The 16,647-nt window shown below is 67.7% G+C and carries 13 protein-coding genes; 9 read left to right on the top strand and 4 right to left on the bottom strand.

What is annotated here, in order from left to right; translation table 11 throughout:
• Positions 1-4 precede the first annotated feature (4 nt).
• The 5 genes from HNP46_RS25640 (at position 5) to HNP46_RS25620 (ending at position 5,627) form a co-directional block, all read left to right on the top strand.
• Positions 5-904, top strand: a complete 900-nt coding sequence (locus tag HNP46_RS25640; RefSeq protein ID WP_184594625.1) for a DMT family transporter — start codon at positions 5-7, stop codon at positions 902-904.
• A gap of 54 nt (positions 905-958) precedes the next feature.
• On the top strand, positions 959-1,369 hold the full coding sequence (locus HNP46_RS25635) for a heme-binding protein (protein WP_184594623.1): 411 nt from the start codon (positions 959-961) through the stop codon (positions 1,367-1,369).
• A 106-nt stretch (positions 1,370-1,475) separates the two neighbouring features.
• Positions 1,476-1,979, top strand: coding sequence for a sigma-70 family RNA polymerase sigma factor (locus HNP46_RS25630; RefSeq protein WP_184594621.1), 504 nt, complete (start codon positions 1,476-1,478; stop codon positions 1,977-1,979).
• Positions 1,980-1,983: 4 nt separating this feature from the next.
• Positions 1,984-2,922 carry a FecR domain-containing protein gene (locus HNP46_RS25625; RefSeq protein ID WP_184594619.1) on the top strand — a complete coding sequence of 313 codons (939 nt, stop codon included), beginning with the start codon at positions 1,984-1,986 and terminating at the stop codon, positions 2,920-2,922.
• A 146-nt stretch (positions 2,923-3,068) separates the two neighbouring features.
• Entirely contained in the window at positions 3,069-5,627 is a 2,559-nt protein-coding gene (locus HNP46_RS25620; RefSeq protein WP_260403263.1) for a TonB-dependent siderophore receptor, read from the top strand.
• A gap of 17 nt (positions 5,628-5,644) precedes the next feature.
• Here HNP46_RS25620 and HNP46_RS25615 read toward each other — a convergent pair whose 3' ends face one another.
• Positions 5,645-5,890, bottom strand: a complete 246-nt coding sequence (locus HNP46_RS25615; protein ID WP_221455119.1) for a DUF1127 domain-containing protein — start codon at positions 5,888-5,890, stop codon at positions 5,645-5,647.
• Between the two features lie 111 nt (positions 5,891-6,001).
• On the opposite strand from HNP46_RS25615, the gene HNP46_RS25610 reads away from it, so the two are divergent.
• A complete protein-coding gene (locus tag HNP46_RS25610) occupies positions 6,002-7,510 on the top strand; it encodes a winged helix-turn-helix domain-containing tetratricopeptide repeat protein (RefSeq protein ID WP_184594617.1) in 1,509 nt (502 codons plus the stop codon).
• A 373-nt stretch (positions 7,511-7,883) separates the two neighbouring features.
• Complete coding sequence (locus tag HNP46_RS25605) at positions 7,884-8,873, top strand: AraC family transcriptional regulator (RefSeq protein ID WP_260403262.1); 990 nt, start codon at positions 7,884-7,886, stop codon at positions 8,871-8,873.
• A 646-nt stretch (positions 8,874-9,519) separates the two neighbouring features.
• On the opposite strand, the gene HNP46_RS25600 is transcribed toward HNP46_RS25605, so the two are convergent.
• From HNP46_RS25600 to HNP46_RS25590, 3 genes are all read right to left on the bottom strand, one after another.
• Entirely contained in the window at positions 9,520-11,442 is a 1,923-nt protein-coding gene (locus tag HNP46_RS25600; RefSeq protein ID WP_184594615.1) for a tyrosine-protein phosphatase, read from the bottom strand.
• A 128-nt stretch (positions 11,443-11,570) separates the two neighbouring features.
• On the bottom strand, positions 11,571-11,963 hold the full coding sequence (locus HNP46_RS25595) for a GFA family protein (RefSeq protein ID WP_184594613.1): 393 nt from the start codon (positions 11,961-11,963) through the stop codon (positions 11,571-11,573).
• Between the two features lie 53 nt (positions 11,964-12,016).
• Positions 12,017-12,727, bottom strand: a complete 711-nt coding sequence (locus HNP46_RS25590) for an alpha/beta fold hydrolase (protein ID WP_184594611.1) — start codon at positions 12,725-12,727, stop codon at positions 12,017-12,019.
• Between the two features lie 199 nt (positions 12,728-12,926).
• On the opposite strand from HNP46_RS25590, the gene HNP46_RS25585 reads away from it, so the two are divergent.
• Positions 12,927-14,141: an MFS transporter gene (locus HNP46_RS25585; RefSeq protein WP_184594609.1), complete on the top strand. Its 1,215-nt coding sequence runs from the start codon at positions 12,927-12,929 to the stop codon at positions 14,139-14,141.
• A 192-nt stretch (positions 14,142-14,333) separates the two neighbouring features.
• Positions 14,334-16,604, top strand: a complete 2,271-nt coding sequence (locus tag HNP46_RS25580) for a TonB-dependent receptor (RefSeq protein WP_184594607.1) — start codon at positions 14,334-14,336, stop codon at positions 16,602-16,604.
• Positions 16,605-16,647 lie beyond the last annotated feature (43 nt).

The following is a 16,647-nucleotide window of genomic DNA, read 5'->3' as shown; positions in this document are numbered from 1 at the left end:
CGCCATGCCCCAGCTGACCCTCGCCGTCCCCCGCAGCCATGCCCTGCGCAGCGTCGGCCTGATGCTGTTGTCGATGTTCTGTTTTGCCGTGGTGGATGCGCTGGCCAAGGTGGTGGCGCTGAAGTACCCGGCCAACGAGGTGACCTTCTTCCGCATGGCTTTCGGTGTGCTGCCAGCCTTCCTGCTATGCCTGCGCGGCCGGCCGCTGGCGCAGCGCTGGCGGCAGCTGGACGTACGTGGGCAGAGCATCCGTGCGCTGACGCTGCTGGGCTCCTCGGCGCTGTTCTTCGCCGGCTTGCCCTACGTGCCGCTGAGCGAGGCCATCTCCATCGCCTATTCCGAGGCGCTGCTGGTCATCGTGCTGGCACCGCTGCTGCTGGGCGAACGCCTGCTGCCGCGCAACGCATTGGCCGCCGTGCTGGGCTTCCTCGGCGTGCTGATGGTGGTCAAGCCGGACAACGCCGAGGCCAGCCTGGTCGGCCCGGCGCTGCTGGTGGCCAGCGCCTTTTTCGGCGCCTTGTCGATGATCCAGATCCGCCGCATCCGTGCGACCGACGACTCGACCACCACGGTGCTGTATTTCACCGTGGTCGGCACCCTGGTCACCGCCACCACACTGCCGTTTTCCTGGAGCACGCCGAGCCTGCCGGACCTGGGCGTGATGCTCGCCCTCGGCCTGCTCGCCACCCTCGGCCAGTTGCTCTTCACCATTGCCGTGCGCCGCGCCCATGCCGCCACCCTGGCCCCTTACACCTACACCAGCATCATCTGGGCAAGCCTGCTCGGTTACCTGATCTGGGGCGAGGTGCTCAGCCTGCTGTCGCTCATCGGCATCGTGCTGATCGTCGGCAGCGCCGTGGTGGTGGCGGTGCTGGAGCAGCCGCCGGAAGGCGCGGTGGTCTGACGGGCCTTTTTCCGGCGCGTGCGCCACTCATATTCCATTCAGCAGAGAGCTTCCATGCAGCACAAAGCCGTACTCGAACAGACCGACGTCAGCCGCATCCTCGCCTCCGCCAGCGCCGAGGCCCGGCGCGAGGGCTGGGCCGTGACCATCGCCATCGCCGACGACGGCGGCCACCCGCTGGCGCTGCTGCGTCTGGACGGCTGCGCCCAGGCCAGCGCCTACATCGCCACGGAGAAGGCCCGCAGCGCCGCCCTCGGCCGTCGTGAAACCGGCGAATACGAAAGCATGGTCAACGGCGGCCGCACCGCCTTCCTCAGCGCCCCGCTGCTGACCTCACTGGAAGGCGGCGTGCCGATCCTGGTGGACGGCCAGGTGGTCGGCGCGGTGGGCGTTTCCGGCGTACGTGCGGAGCAGGATGCGCGGGTGGCGAAGGCCGGTATCGCCGCGTTGCACGCGCGGGCGTAGGACGCGCGGGCGTTGCTGGACGGCCGTCGACGTCGCGACAGCAGTCGCGCAGCGGCACACAAATGCGATAGATTATCATTTATCACATTATCCAGCCGCCCATGCCATGACCGACGCCCTCAGCCAGCAGGCCCTGCACCAACTCTACAGCGACCACCACGGCTGGCTGCACCAGTGGCTGCGCCGCAAGCTGGGCTGCCGCGAGCAGGCGGCGGACCTGGCGCAGGACACCTTCGTCCGCGTCATCACCCAGCGCAAGCTGCTGGAGCTGCGCCAGCCGCGCGCCTACCTGACCACGGTGGCGCGCAGCCTGGTGATCGACCACTACCGCCGGCGCACCCTGGAGCAGGCCTACCTGGAAACCCTCGCGGCACTGCCCGAACCGGTGCAGATCTCGCCGCAGACGCGCTGCATCATCATCGAGACGCTGCTGGAGATCGACGCCCTGCTCGACGGCATGGGCGCGCGGCCCAGGGAAATCTTCCTGATGGCCCAGCTCGACGGCCTGAGCTTCGTGGAGATCGGCAGGCGCCTGGAGCTCTCCGCCAACTCGGTGCGCAAGCACTTCGTGCGGGCGATGACCCACTGCCTCCTGCTGCTGGACGACTGAGCCGATGGCCGCCCTGGACATCCAGACCCTGGAAGCCGCCGCACAGTGGTACATCACCCTCGCCGAACAGGGCGACGCCGCCCACGACGCCCATCGCCGCTGGCTGGCCAGCGATCCGCGCCACGCCCAGGCCTGGGCACGGGTGGAGCGCCTGCAGGCCAAGCTCGGCCAGGTCACGGCGGACATCGCCCGGCCGACGCTGAAGAACTCGCGAATCAAGCGCCGCGCCATGCTCAAGGTGCTCTCGGTGCTGCTCGCGGCCGGCGGCACGGCCGTGCTCGGCGTGCAGTACGGCCCGGCCCGCCATGCGCTGGCCGAGCACCGCACCGCCACTGGCGAGACCCTGGAGGTCGACCTGCCCGACGGCAGCCACCTGGTGCTGAATACCCGCACCGCCGTCGATGTGAAGTTCGACGCGCAACTGCGCCAGGTGGAGCTGCGCGAAGGCGAGATATGGGTGCAGACCGCACCGGACAGCCTCTCGCGCCCCTTCGTCGTGCACACGCCGTACGGCAGCGTGCGCGCCCTGGGCACGCGCTTCCTGGTGCACAGCGACGGCAGCGGTGCCCGCGTCAGCGTGTTGCAGCACGCCGTCGAAGTCCGCCCGCAGGAAGCGCCAGCGCAGGCGGTGCGGGTGGAGGCCGGCGAGCAGTTGGAGTTCAGCGCCACATCGGCCGGCACCCGCAGCGTCCTGCCCAAGGGCGCCGACGCCTGGCGACGCGGGCAACTGCTGGTCAACGACTGGCGGCTGGACCGATTCATCGCCGAGCTGTCGCGCTATCAACCGGGCTACCTGGGTTGCGCCGACAGCGTCGCCGCCCTGCGCATCTCCGGCGCCTTCCAGCTGCACGAGATCGATACCGTGCTGGATAACCTCGGCGGCACCCTGCCCGTGCGCACCCGTCGCCTGACCCGCTGGTGGGCACGGGTGGAGAGACGCTGAAGGCCCCGGCAGCGGCGATCCGGTCCGGCGCCATACCGTCCCGCGGAAAAATAGTTTCGAGAGGTGTTGGTGATTCTGATTCTCGTTCGACAAGGACAGTAGAGGCGCAGAGACGCCGCAATCTGCCATTGGAGAACAACGCAGTCATGTCTGGCACCCACCCGCAATTCCGCCGTACCCGCTTCCACGCCCTGCCCCTGGCGCTGCCGCTGGCCATGGGCGGCGCCCTGCTCGCCACGCCGCTGGCGGCCCTGGTCGCACCCGCCGCCTGGGCGCAGGACGTCCAGGCCGAGTACGCCTTCGACATCCCCGCCGGCTCGCTGGAGGACGCCATCGCGGCCTTCTCCGACGTCGCCGGGGTCAGCGTCTCCTACGAACCCGGCGCCACCGACGGCCGCCAGTCGCCGGGGCTGCGCGGACGCTTCGCCGCCAGCACCGCGCTGATGCTGCTGCTCGACGGCAGCGGCCTGCAGGCCGTGGAGCGCCAAGCCGGCAGCTTCACGCTGCGAGCGGCCAATGCCGATGCGGACAGTGCCCTGCAGATGAGCGAGACCATCGTCATGGGCCAGGGCATGGGCGAGATGACCGAGAACTCCCACTCCTACACCACCGGGCTGGTCAGCGTCGGCTCCAAGACCCCGGTGAGCCTGAAGGACACCCCACAGAGCGTCTCGGTGATCACCCGTCAGATGATCGACGATCGCCAGCTGACCACCCTGCCCGACGCCATGAGGCGCACGCCCGGCATCACCGTGCGCAACGGCAGTTACAACGCCCAGCAGCTCTATTCCCGCGGCTTCCCCATCGACAACCTGCAGATCGACGGCGCCGCTCCGATGGACATCGGCAGCGGCATTGGCACCTTCTACAGCAACCGCCAGTACGACATGTCCGGCTACGACCACGTCGAGGTCCTGCGCGGCGCCAGCGGCCTGCTCGGCGGCACCGGCGACCCCGGCGGCATCGTCAACCTGGTGCGCAAGCGCCCGCTCGACCATTACCAGCTCAAGCTGGAAACCTCCGCCGGCTCCTGGGACAACTACCGCAGCGAAGTCGACCTGACCGGCCCGCTGGCCTTCGACGGCAGGCTGCGCGGGCGCATGGTGGCGGCCTACACCGACCGCCAATACTTCATGGACACCCGCAGCACCGAGCGGCCCTACCTGTTCGGCACCCTCGAGGCGGACGTCACCGACAGCACGCTGCTGACCCTCGGCGGCAGCTACGACAAGGTCAAGGAAAACGGTACCGGCGATGGCCTGCCGCGCTACAGCACCGGTGGCGACGTGCACCTGCCACGGCACAGCTGGTACACCAGCAACAGCGCCTGGGCCGATAGCTATACCCGTGAGTGGTTCGCCAAGGTCGACCACTACTTCAACGACGACTGGAAGCTCAATACCTCCTACACATACTCCTACAACGGCTCGACCACCGAAGGCGTGATTCCCTACGGCTCGGTGGACGAAACCAGCAACACCGGGCCGTACTGGTGGGGCAGCTACATCGAAAGCTGGAGCAAACAATCGGTCGTCGACGTGAACCTCTCCGGGCATTTCGACGCCTTCGGCCGCCAGCACGAGCTGCTGCTGGGCGCGGACTACCAGAAGGTCACCAGCCGCTGGAGCTCCGCCCAGGGCATGGTGGACAAGGGCGGGCTGATCGACCTCTGGGACCCGTCCTCCACCCCGCTGCCCAGCAACGAATCGAACCACAACCTGTTCCGCGACTACTCGCCCAACACCCGCGAGCAGTACGGCGTCTATTCCACCCTGCGCCTGCAACTGAGCGATCCGCTCAAGCTGGTACTCGGCGCCCGCGCCCAGCGCTACAAGTTCGAGCAGGCCTACAGCATGCGCAACAGCGACGGCAGCGGCCCGTGGGTGCTGCAGGACAAGGTGTCCGACCGCGAGCCGACCACCCTGGTGCCCTACGGCGGGCTGATCTACGCCCTTGATGACAACTGGTCGACCTACGTCAGCTACTCCGAGGTCTTCAAACCCCAGGCGCAGAAATTCAAGGGCCCGGAAGACGCGCCCAGCTCCATCGAACCCATGACCGGCAAGACCTACGAAACCGGCATCAAGGGCGAACTGTTCGAGGGCAAGCTCAATGTCAGCGCCGCGCTGTTCTATACCCAGCGCGAACACCAGGCGGCCACCGACCCCAGCTACCCCAACCCGCCGTTCAGCTACAGCGGCTCGTGCTGCTTCGTCGCCCAGGACAAGATCACCAGCAAGGGCATCGACCTGGAAGCCAGCGGCGAAATCGCTCCGGGCTGGGAAATCCTCGCCGGCTACACCTACAACCAGCTGCACAACGACACCGAGGAAACCCTCTACAGCACCGTCACGCCCAAGCACCTGTTCAAGCTCTGGACCACCTACGCGCTGCCCGGCGACTTCGCCGCCTGGCGCGTCGGCGCCGGCGTCACCACCCAGAGCCCGACCTACGTCAGCGGCACCGCCTACCGCTTCGACGCCAACGGCAACACCATCGACAGCCGCGCCTACGACTTCAGCCAGTCCGGCTACGCGGTCTACGACGCGCTGGTGGAGTACCAGGTCGACCAGCACTGGTCCGTCGCGCTCAACGGCAACAACCTGTTCGATCGCCGCTACTACGCCAGCGTCGGCACCTCCGAGTACGGCAACTACTACGGTGAGCCACGCAACTTCACGCTGACCCTGCGCGGTAACTTCTGACCGCAGCCTGCCCCACCTCACACCCGCCAGAACGGCTTGGCGATCTCGGCCGCGACCTGCTCGCGGGTCAGGCCGATGTCGGCGATCAGGTGGGGATTGGCCCGCGCCATCCGCGCCAGTTGCCGGCGCAGCTGGGCGCGCGCCTGCCAGAGGGCGATCCACTGGCGCAGCGCCGCAGGGCTGGGGCGCAGTGGCGGAGCCTGGCGCAGCAATGGCGTCGAGCTGATTTCCATCCGCTTGGTTGTCATCGCGCTATGGTTCATCACAGCCTCCTGAAGAACCTTCCACGGGTTTTGCAGGAGCATGGAGAACGCCGGGCGCGCGGTCCTTAAGCGCGTCCAAAGCGTTGTGAAAACTTCCAAACGGGGAACGCCATGCCGCAACCGGGTTTTGCCTTCGGCGACTTCCTGCTCGATAGCCGAGCGGGCACGCTCACGCGCAACGGTGCGCCGGTTGCCCTGGGCTATCGCGCGCTGCAGCTGCTGGCGGCGCTGCTGGAGCGGGCCGGGGATGCCGTCCCGAAGGCCGAATTGCTGGAGGCCGCCTGGCCCGGCCTGGTGGTCGAGGAAGGCAACCTCACGGTGCAGATCGCCCAGCTGCGCAAGGCCCTGGGGCCGGCGCCGGACGGCGGCCAGTGGATTGCCACGCTGCCGCGGCTGGGCTATCGCTTCAGCGCGCCGGTGAGGCGGATCGCAGAGCAGGAATCGGCCGCATTGGCGCTGCCCGAACAGCCGTCGATCGCTGTGCTGCCCTTCGTCAACCTCAGCGACGATCCGCAGCAGGCCTTCTTCGCCGACGGCCTGAGCGAGGATCTGACCACCGAACTGTCCCGCGCCGGCGGGCTGTTCGTCATCGCCCGCACCTCGGCCTTCGCCTACCGGGGCAAGGCCATGGACGTACGGCAGATCGCCCGCGAGCTGGGCGTGCGCTACCTGCTCGAAGGCAGCGCGCGGCGCGTCGATGCGCGCGTGCGGGTCAACGCCAAGCTGCTCGATGCCAGCACCGGCGAGCACGTCTGGGCCGAGCGTTTCGAGAGCCGCGTGGAAGACCTGTTCGACCTGCAGGACCAGCTCAGCGCGAAAATCCTCCAGGCCCTGCTCGGCCACCTGCGCACGCCACTGCCGCGCAACCGGCCGAATAATCTTGAGGCCTACGAACTCTGCGTGCGTGCCCGCCAGTTGATGGACGATTCGCCATTGGCCGCACAGGAAGCGCACCTGCTGCTCAGCCGCGCCATCGCCCTCGACCCGCAATACGCCGAGGCACGGCGCTGGCTGGCGATGAACCACTGGATGGGCTGGATCCACAGCGGCGGCCCGACGCCCGTGGAGCGCGAGACCGCCCTGGCGCAGGCGCGAGAGGCGGTGGCCATCGACCCCAACGATGCCGGCAGCCGCTGGAGCCTGGCCTACCTGCTGACCTACGAGCGCCAGTACGCCGAAGCCGACGCGCAGTTCCAGCGCGCCCTCGAGCTCGACCCCAACGACGCCGACGCCTGGACCGCGCTGTCCGATGTCAGCGTGCTGGCCGGGCGCATCGACGAGGGGCTGGAATACATCCGCCGGGCGTTGCGCCTCAACCCCTTCCCCGCCGGCTGGTACTACCTGACCCTCGGCCAGGCGCAATACGCCGCCCGCGATTACCAGGGCGCGATCCACACCCTGCGCCGCGAGGAAACCTACCGCAGCAGCTCGCGGCGCTTCCTCGCCGCCAGCCTTGCCCAGCTCGGCCGGCTGGACGAGGCGCGGGCGGAGACCGAGCTGTTCCTGGTGGGCAACCCGCACTTCACGATCCGCCATTGGCTGGCCACCGAACCGCTGCGCGATGCAGCGGTGCGCGCGCACTTCGTCGAGGGCTTCCGTCTGGCGGGGTTGCCAGCGTGATCGGGCTTCGGATTTGGGTGGGTTCGCGAGCAAGCTCGCTCCTACGAAGAGCCACTGTCGGCTGCCTGCGGGAGCGAGCTTGCTCGCGAACCGCATGGCAGGGCCCTCGCCATCGCGGACGAAGTCCGCTCCTGGATTTTTGCCGTGAAACCACGCCGCGTGCCGGTCGCAGGCATGACCCGCGCCCACAGGCCAGCGCCGCCGTTTGCCCGTATGACGGGTCGCAGCTCCCTGGTTCATCGCGCGATAGTGATCGCAAGGCTCCCTGCCCCATCACACAGCTGTAACCGCGCCCCGCTAGAGTTCTCGGCCACTTTCCGCGCGCCCGCTCGACACCGCTGCGCAGAACCTCCCCGCCACCGGATGACCGCTGATGACTCCAGCCTCAGGCCACGCCCGCAAGCCCTTCCTGATCCGCTCCGAAGACATGAGCGCCGATGATTTCGGCGAGCTCTACACGCGGATGTTCGGCAACCTGTATTCGGGGATGCCGCGCCCGGAAAGGCCCATCGCCATCGGCGGGGTCTACGGCCGTTACGAGGGCGTGAGCTTCCGCCGTCTGAGCTTTCGCGGCGACCTGCTGGCCGAGATGCCGGACCTCGACGACGAGATCACCTTCATCTTCCCCAGTGCCGGCCGCGTGGTCTTCAACCAGTGCAGCGACAGCGTCGGCCTGCCCAGTGTCGGCTTGGCCATGGAGAAGGCCGCGGTGCGTTCGGTGGGTTTCATCGACGGCCACGCGCACCACGGCCTGTCGGTGCGCCGCTCGCTGTTCGCCCGGCGTCTGGCCACCCTGCTGGGCCGGCCGATCACCCACAAGGTGCGTTTCCAGCCACGGGTGGACCTGGGCGACGACGCGTTCCAGGGCATCAAGGCCATAGTCGCCATGGCCACCGGCAACGAGTTCGACGGGCTGATCAATTCCAGCGCGCTGATGCCGGCGCGGCTGCAGGAGATGCTGGTGGATTCGGTGCTGGAAATCTGGCCACACAATTACAGCGACGCGCTCAGGCGCCCTGCCCCGCAGATCGCTCCGCGTCATGTGAAGCTGGCCATGGACTACATACAAGAGCATCCCGACGCCCTGCTCAGCGGCAGCGACCTGGCCGAGCTGACCAACGTCAGCCTGCGCGCCCTGCAGGACGGTTTCCGCCGCTTCGTCGGCAGCACCATCGTCGCCTACCAGCGCGAAGTGCGCCTGCAGCGCGCCTACGAGGCGCTGCAGCAGGACAGCGCGCAGTCGGTCAGCGAGATTTCCCTGGCCCTGGGCTTCAGCAACGTCGGGCGCTTCTGCCAGTACTTCCAGAGCGCCTACGGCATGAGCCCGGCAGACCTGCGCAAGGGCCTGCCGCTGTCTGCCTAGGCAGCACCGAGCGGGTTCGCGAGCAAGCTCGCTCCTACAGGGAAGCTCCGTGCCTGCCAGATAGTTCTGCACTCGGGCCGGCCCTCACCCTCTCCCAGAGGGAGAGGGGACCACTCGGCGCAGGATGAAACCATGGCGTCAGCCGGCACGATCGCCCCCTCTCCCTTTGGGAGAGGGCTGGGGGTGAGGGGTTGATCGGGCACGGACTCATCCCGGCACGCAGGGCGCATAACGCCTCCAGCGTTATCCGCCCTGTCGACCGCAGGTAATGCCACGCCACCCAGCACCGTAGGAGCGGACTCCGTCCGCGATTGGCCCCGCTTCACGCCGGAAACCTTCGCGGACGGAGTCCGCTCCTACGCAAGCTGCCATTCCCGTGGATATGTAATCAGAATGGCCGTCCAAATACGTAGGGCGCATAACCCGGAACGGGTTATCCGCCATATCAACCGCAGGTAATGCGGAACCATCCAACACCGTAGGAGCGGACTCCGTCCGCGATCGGCCCCGCTTCACGCCGGACACCCTCGCGGACGGAGTCCGCTCCTACGCAACCTGCTGCTTCCGTGCACTCATGGACCGGCATGCTGAATGCAAACGGCCCGCCGGGAATTCCCGACGGGCCGCTCTTAGCGCGCAGTGCCGATCAGAACTGATAGCTGGCCTTCAGGCTGCCACTGGCGCCGTGGCTGCCGCTGCCTCCCAGTGCGCCGACTTCGGCGCCGACGCTGAAGTCGCCCTGGCTGGCGGTCAGGCTGAAGGCGCCGCTGAACTGGTCGCGGTTGTCGAAGGCGGCGCGCTGGGACACGTCCAGGCCCAGCAACTGGCCCTGGCTGTCGACCTGGTAGTCACCCAGCGCATGGTCGTAGCCGACCTCCAGCGCCGGCACCATCTGCCAGCCGCTGCCCAGTTGCGTTGGTGCGAACGAGGCCTTGAGGTTGGCGTAGGCGCTACGGCGGTTCTCGCTGATGTCGTCGACATCCAGCGCCAGCTCGCTGCCCTTCTCCTGGAAGCCGTCGAGGTCCAGGTGGCTGTAGCGCAGGCCGATGCTCGGCTCCAGGGTGACGGTGGACACCGCCGTACGGTAGCCAAGCGCAACGCTGGCACCGCTCAGCTTGCCGTGAGTATCACCCTTGGCCTTGCCGAGGCCACCGCCGATGTCGCGCTTGCTGTCGTAGTCGAGCCAGCCGTAGCTGAGGTCGGCGTCGACGAACAGGCCCTGCTCCAGGCTGTCGAGGGCGAAGCGCGCACCGCCGCGGACGAAGGTCAGGTCGGTGTCCACGTCGCCGCCGGCACCACCGATGCTGCCCTTGCTGTAGCCGAAGCCGGCGTTGCCGCTGAGCTGCTCGGAGAAGCGCTGGGTCACGCCGATCAGCATGCCCTGGGTGTGTTCGCTGCTGCTTTCGGCATCGGAGGTGGCGGAGTTGCCCTGGTAGCCGGCCAGCGCGCTGGTCCACAGGCGGGTCTGCCCGGTCTTCAGGTCGACGCCGCTGGCGTAGGGTGCGGCGGCGTGGTCGATCAGCGCATCCTGGCGCAGCAGGTAGCTGGCCGCATCGGCATGCACCTGGCCGCCGACGGTGGACTCGACGCCACCGAGGGTGCCGGCATCGATGGCCGACTGCAGGTAGTAGTTGTACGCGGTGTAGTCACCGGACAGGCTGCTGTTCTGCAGCTGGGTCAGCAGCTGTGCGCCGGCGGCGGCATTGCCGGAAAGGCCTTCCACGCCCGGCAGGGCGCTGTAGTAAACCATCTTGCCACGCAGCACGTAGATGGTTTCCTGGGACAGGCCGAGGCCTTCCTTGAGGTAGTTGTCCATGCTGCCGTACTCGGCAGTCACCTCGTCCAGGCCGGCCTGCAGGTAGCTGGCCTGCACGCCCAGCAGCGGCGCGTAGATGGCCGCCATGCTGGCCGGCATCATTGCCAGGGTGGCCTGCACCCGCGCGGCGGTGTAGTCGTTGGTGGCCAGGTAGTTCTGCATGATGGTGGCGCTGTCGACCCCGGCGATGCTCAGCAGCACGGCGGCGGTCCAGCCGGTGCGGTCCTTGCCGGCGGTGCAATGGAACAGCGCGGCGCCGTCGGCTGCGGCCAGTTCGTTGAACAGCGTGGTGAACTGGCCGCGCATGCCGGCGTCGTTGACGAAGGCGCGGTTGGTCTCCTCCATCATGGCCACGGCCTGGGCGGCGCTGGTGAAGGAGATGTTGGTGACGTTGGCGCCGGAGGTGGTGCTGCCGATGATGTCGATGTTCTGGTACGCCGCGCCGGCGGGCAGGGTGTCGGGCGTGCCGGCGATTTCGCTGGGCGTGCGCAGGTCGTAGACATTGCTGATACCCAGGCTGTTGAGGATCGCCAGGTCATTGCCCTTGGGCGTCAGTGCGTTGGAGCGGTAGAACACCCCGGAGCGCATCACGCCGTCGTTGGAGGTGGTGTAGGCGGTGGTGGTGCCGGCGATGTCGCGGAAGTTGTCGATGCCGGTCAGCCGCGGGGTGTCCAGGGTGTAGGTCTCGGCGCCGTGGGCGGCGGCGATGGACAGGCTGAGCAGGGACAGGGAAAGCAGGGCGCGATGGAACACAATGTAGCCTCTTTGAGCTGGTTGGCGGGGCTACTATCGGTGGCGCTCGGGACCCGAATGTGACAGTGCCGCGTCCCAGGCAAATGGGCGCGCGATCTGTCCGTGGGCTGCGTTTTCTGTCCGTGCTCTCAGTCTTCGGAGCGGCCGGAGGACTCGCGATCACGCTCGTAGTGATGGCGCACCGGCAAGGCCGGCAGCCACGCTTCACGGCGGCAGGTCCACAGCTCGTACGTGGGCCGGAAGCGCTCGGGCTCATCGAAGGCGCCCAGGCTCACCTCGATCTCGTCGCCGCTGCGACCGAACACCGAGGAACCGCAACGCGGGCAGAAGCAGCGCCCGGCGTATTCGCGACTTTCACCGTCGATGCGCACGGCATCCTCGGGAAAGATCGCCGAGGCGTGAAACAGCGAGCCGGTGTGCTTGCGGCAATCCCGGCAATGGCAGATGCCGACCCGGTAGGGCTGGCCCGTCGCCTCGATACGCAGGCTGCCGCACAGGCAGCCGCCGGTGACCTTGTCCATGCTGCACCTTCTCGCTTGCGGAAGTTCTTTCGACCCGAGCCACCGGCCGCTGTTCAGTCCGGCAGACCGTCGCCCTCCAGCCCGACGCAATTGAGCAACGCGGCATGCCATTGCGGGTTGTCCAGCAGCAGCGGCAGCAGGCCGCTGTGGCCGGCGCCCGGCACCACCAGCAGCTCACGGGATTGCGCGTGGATCGCAGCAGCGTGCAGGCGCTCGGGGATTTCCAGGGGGATCACGGCGTCCTGCTCGCCAGCCACCACCAGCAGCCGGCCACGGAAGCGTTGGAGAATCGCCCAGGCGTCGCTGTCGAGCCAGCTGCGCGGACGGCGAATGATCGCTGAGAAGTCCGGGCCGAATGGCACCTCCAAGGCCTCGGGCGTGTAGATGCCGGGCACGATGAGGATCAGCGCCTGAACCTCCAGGGCTTCGCTGAGGCGCAAGGCGTTGTAGGCGCCCATGCTGATGCCGGCCAGCGCAGTGGGGCGTACGCCAGCGCGCTCGATCACCGAGCGTGCCTGCTGGCTGCGCCGCTGCAGGGAAGATTCGGCGAACACCCCGCCCGTGTCGCCGTGGCCAACGCAATCCAGCGCGGTGGAACCGACGCCGCGCTGCCACAGCGACTGGCGCAGGCCGTCCCACACCGAGCGGTTGCTCGCGCCGCCACCGTGGATGCCGAACAGGTGCAGGGGCGAAGTGCCCGTCAGGGTATCGGCATGCAGTTCACGGCCCTCGAAGGGCACACGCAGGGTGACGGCGGGTGACATGGCAACGGTCTGTTCCGGGAAAAGGCGAGGCGGCGAGCATAGCCGATCAGCGACTCGGCCGGCCGATTTGGCCGTTTCGCGATATTCCTCGTCCGGATCGCGTGAGACAGCCACGCTTGCCACGCCTAGCATAGGCCTCCCCAACAGAAGAACCCGGCGCGCCCTGCCCGTGCGCCACACCTTGCTGCCCCGGAGTCCCATGTCTACCACCGCTTCCCCCCTGGCCACGCCGTCCGTGGCCAGCCAGGCCAGCCCGCTGGTCATGCGCGTGATCGGCGCCTGCGCCCTCGCCCACCTGACCAACGACCTGATCCAGGCCGTGCTGCCGTCGATCTACCCGGTGCTCAAGGCCAACTACGGCCTGAGCTTCACCCAGGTCGGCCTGATCACCCTGACCTTCCAGCTCACCGCCTCGCTGCTGCAGCCCTGGGTCGGCTACCACACCGACCGTCATCCCAAGCCGTGGCTGGCGCCGCTGGGCAGCGTCTGCACGCTGATCGGCATCCTCATGCTGGCCTTCGTCGGCAGCTTCCACGCCATCCTGGTCGCCTCGGCGCTGGTGGGCATCGGCTCGTCGACCTTCCACCCGGAAACCTCGCGCATCGCGCGGCTGGCCTCCGGCGGGCGCTACGGGCTGGCGCAGTCCACCTTCCAGGTCGGCGGCAACGCCGGCAGCGCGTTCGGCCCGCTGCTGGCGGCGGCCATCATCATTCCCTACGGCCAGGGCCACGTGGCGTACTTCGGGCTGTTCGCGGTGTTCCTCGTCGGCGTGCTCTGGGGCCTGAGCCGCTGGTACAGCCACCACCTCAACCTGTTCAAGCTCAAGGCCGGCGGCGTGGCCACCCACGGGCTGTCCAAGGGCCGGGTGACCGCCTCCCTGGTAGTACTGGCGCTGCTGGTGTTCTCCAAGTACTTCTACATGGCGAGCTTCACCAGCTACTACACCTTCTACCTGATCGAGAAATTCGACCTCTCGGTGGCAAGCTCGCAGCTGTATCTGTTCGGCTTCCTCGGCGCAGTGGCGGCCGGCACCTTCTTCGGCGGCCCGGTGGGCGACCGCATCGGCCGCAAGGCGGTGATCTGGTTCTCCATCCTCGGTGTCACGCCGTTCACCCTGGCGCTGCCCTACGTCGACCTGTTCTGGACCAGCATTCTCAGCCTGGTGATCGGCTTCATCCTCGCCTCGGCGTTCTCGGCCATCGTGGTCTATGCCCAGGAACTGGTGCCGGGTAACGTCGGCATGATCGCCGGGGTGTTCTTCGGCCTGATGTTCGGTTTCGGCGGCATCGGCGCAGCCCTGCTCGGCCACCTGGCCGACATCCACGGCATCGAGTACGTCTACAAGCTGTGCTCCTACCTGCCGCTGCTGGGCTGCCTGACCATCCTGCTGCCGTCCACGAAGAAGAAAGCCTGACTCTCCTGCCGCCGGCCCCGAGCCGGCGGCAGACCCTTCGCCCGGCCGTTCGTGCGCGGGCAAATGTAATGGATTGTTGTAAAGCGCCGGGCGCGTCGACGGCGATACATTTGCGCCGCCAGGGCCTGGGGCCATCACTGATAGCCTTTCCGCAATGCAAATAACTCGCATTTGCCGGAGAGCTTTCCGTCCATGTCGTCCCGCTTGAACCTCACTCCCGTTAGCCGTTCCGAAACACCTTTCACCCTCGCCCCCCTCATCGGCCTCGCCACCTTCATGGCGATCCCTCTGAGTGCCTGGGCGGATCAACTGCCAGCCGCCGATGACCAGGACGCCCTGGCCCTGCCCGACAGCACCGTGCAGGCCACCCAGGAGTCGCCCTACAAGGTCGACCGTGCCAGCTCGGCGAAGTACAGCGAACCGCTGCGCGATACCCCGCAGAGCGTCACCGTGCTCTCCGAGACGCTGCTCAAGGAGCAGAATGCCCAGAGCCTGAAGGATGCCCTGCGCAACGTGCCAGGCATCACCTTCAACTCCGGCGAGGGCGGCGGTGGCGTCGGCGACAGCCTGACCATCCGCGGCTTCAACGCCGACGGCAACATCTACCGTGACGGCGTGCGCGACCCGGCCAAGTACTCGCGCGACGACTTCTTCAACACCGAGGGCGTGGAAGTCTTCAAAGGCTCCAGCACCTCCGCCTGGGGTGTCGGCGCCGTTGGCGGCGCGGTCAACCTGGTGACCAAGACCCCGCAGCTGGACGACTTCAACCTGCTCAGCGGCAGCGCCGGCACCGCCAACTTCAAGCGCGGCACGCTGGACGTGAACCACCGCATCGACGGCCTCGGCGAGGGCGCGGCGTTCCGCGTCAACGTGATGGGCGCCAACACCGGCACCGACGGCCGCGACTGGGTCGGCGACGAGCGCTACGGCTTCGCCCCGTCCCTGGCGCTGGGCCTGGGCACCGACACCCGCGTCACCCTGGCCTACGAATACCTGCACGACAACGCCACCCCCGACTACGGCATCCCCACCGTCAACGGCAGCCACGGCAGCTCGCCGCACCGCGCCGGCGGCGCCAGCTGGAGCAGCTACTGGGGCTGGCGCAACCTCGATTACGAGAACAACGAATCGCACCGGGTGAACCTGAAGTTGGCCCACGACTTCAACGACGCCCTGAGCCTGGACAGCCGCTTCACCTGGTTCCACCTGGACCACGACTTCTTCGTCACCACCCCCGGCGGCGATCCGAACGCCGGCGCACCCGGCATCCAGGCCGGCAAGGGCATCTACCGGCGCAACATCAACACGCCGCTGCGCGAGCAGACCAACGACACCTACAGCAACCAGACCAGCCTGACCTGGCGCGGCGACACCTTCGGCATCGGCCACACCCTGGTCGGCGGCGTCGACCTGAGCAAGCAGACGCTGGACTCGAAGACCGGCGCCCTCAGCGCCGCCAGCCGCACCGCCATGGGCAACCTGCCGGTGGCCAGCAACGACTGGTCCAGATACCCCTACGCGCTGGACACCTACACCTCGGCCAAGCAGTCGGTGGAGCAGATCGACAAGGCCCTCTACCTGCTCGACACCCTGAAGTTCGACGAGCACTGGCAGCTGCACCTGGCCGCCCGCCAGGACCACTTCGACACCCGTGTGCTGGACAGCGAAACCCGCGCCAGCCAGAGCGCCGCCTGGGTCGACAAGGGCAGCTCTTCGCAGAACGAGAAGCTCACCAGCGTGCACACCGCGCAGACCTACAAGCCGGTGGAGAACGGCAGCATCTACGTCAGCTACGCCAACGCCAAGCAGCCTTCGGGCGTGCTCGCGGTGGCGCAGACCGGCAGCATCGCCTCGACCAAGGGCGACCGTGGCAAGACCTACGAAGTGGGCAGCAAGTGGGAGTTCCTCGACGGCCAGTTGGCGCTCAACGGCGATGTGTTCGAGACCAAGCGCCAACTGACGTACATCGATGACGAGGAGCTTTCCGCCTACACCGGCGGCGAGGAGCGGGTGCGCGGCATCGAGCTGTCCGCCAGCGGCAATATCACCCGCAACTGGTCGCTGTACGCCGCCTACGTGCACCAGAACAGCAAGCTGATCAAACCCTACAACGGCTCGGACAAGGGCGTGCAACTGGCCAACACCCCGCAGAACGCCCTGAGCCTGTGGAGCACCTGGCAGCTGCCGGACGACCTGGCCCTGAGCTACGGCATGCGCTACGTGGACGATGTGAAGATCTACCCCGGCCTGGGCTCGACCATGACCCGCGCCGGCCAGAGCACCGTGCCCGGCTACGTGGTCCACGACGCCATGCTCAGCTGGCAGGCGACCCAGGACGTGGCGCTGCGCCTGAACGTCAACAACCTGTTCGACAAGCACTACTGGAGCCAGTACAACGGCCGCGGTTATGGCGTGCCGGGCGCCGGGCGTGGCGCGGTGCTCAGCGCGGATTATTCGTTCTGATCACCGATCTTGCGTAGGAGCGGACTCCGTCCGCGATCGGTCC

The sequence above is a fragment of the Pseudomonas nitroreducens genome (assembly GCF_014204515.1).
GTDB lineage: Bacteria > Pseudomonadota > Gammaproteobacteria > Pseudomonadales > Pseudomonadaceae > Pseudomonas > Pseudomonas nitritireducens_A.
The sequence above is the reverse complement of the archived record's forward strand: the minus strand, read 5'-3'. Positions and strand labels throughout refer to the sequence as shown.

Bases quoted from the DNA above. Each gene is read 5' to 3' on its own strand.
- HNP46_RS25640 (WP_184594625.1), top strand. From the start codon at position 5: ATGCCCCAGCTGACCCTCGCCGTCCCCCGCAGCCATGCCCTGCGCAGC.
- HNP46_RS25635 (WP_184594623.1), top strand. From the start codon at position 959: ATGCAGCACAAAGCCGTACTCGAACAGACCGACGTCAGCCGCATCCTC.
- HNP46_RS25630 (WP_184594621.1), top strand. From the start codon at position 1,476: ATGACCGACGCCCTCAGCCAGCAGGCCCTGCACCAACTCTACAGCGAC.
- HNP46_RS25625 (WP_184594619.1), top strand. From the start codon at position 1,984: ATGGCCGCCCTGGACATCCAGACCCTGGAAGCCGCCGCACAGTGGTAC.
- HNP46_RS25620 (WP_260403263.1), top strand. From the start codon at position 3,069: ATGTCTGGCACCCACCCGCAATTCCGCCGTACCCGCTTCCACGCCCTG.
- HNP46_RS25615 (WP_221455119.1), bottom strand. From the start codon at position 5,890: ATGAACCATAGCGCGATGACAACCAAGCGGATGGAAATCAGCTCGACG.
- HNP46_RS25610 (WP_184594617.1), top strand. From the start codon at position 6,002: ATGCCGCAACCGGGTTTTGCCTTCGGCGACTTCCTGCTCGATAGCCGA.
- HNP46_RS25605 (WP_260403262.1), top strand. From the start codon at position 7,884: ATGACTCCAGCCTCAGGCCACGCCCGCAAGCCCTTCCTGATCCGCTCC.
- HNP46_RS25595 (WP_184594613.1), bottom strand. From the start codon at position 11,963: ATGGACAAGGTCACCGGCGGCTGCCTGTGCGGCAGCCTGCGTATCGAG.
- HNP46_RS25590 (WP_184594611.1), bottom strand. From the start codon at position 12,727: ATGTCACCCGCCGTCACCCTGCGTGTGCCCTTCGAGGGCCGTGAACTG.
- HNP46_RS25585 (WP_184594609.1), top strand. From the start codon at position 12,927: ATGTCTACCACCGCTTCCCCCCTGGCCACGCCGTCCGTGGCCAGCCAG.
- HNP46_RS25580 (WP_184594607.1), top strand. From the start codon at position 14,334: ATGTCGTCCCGCTTGAACCTCACTCCCGTTAGCCGTTCCGAAACACCT.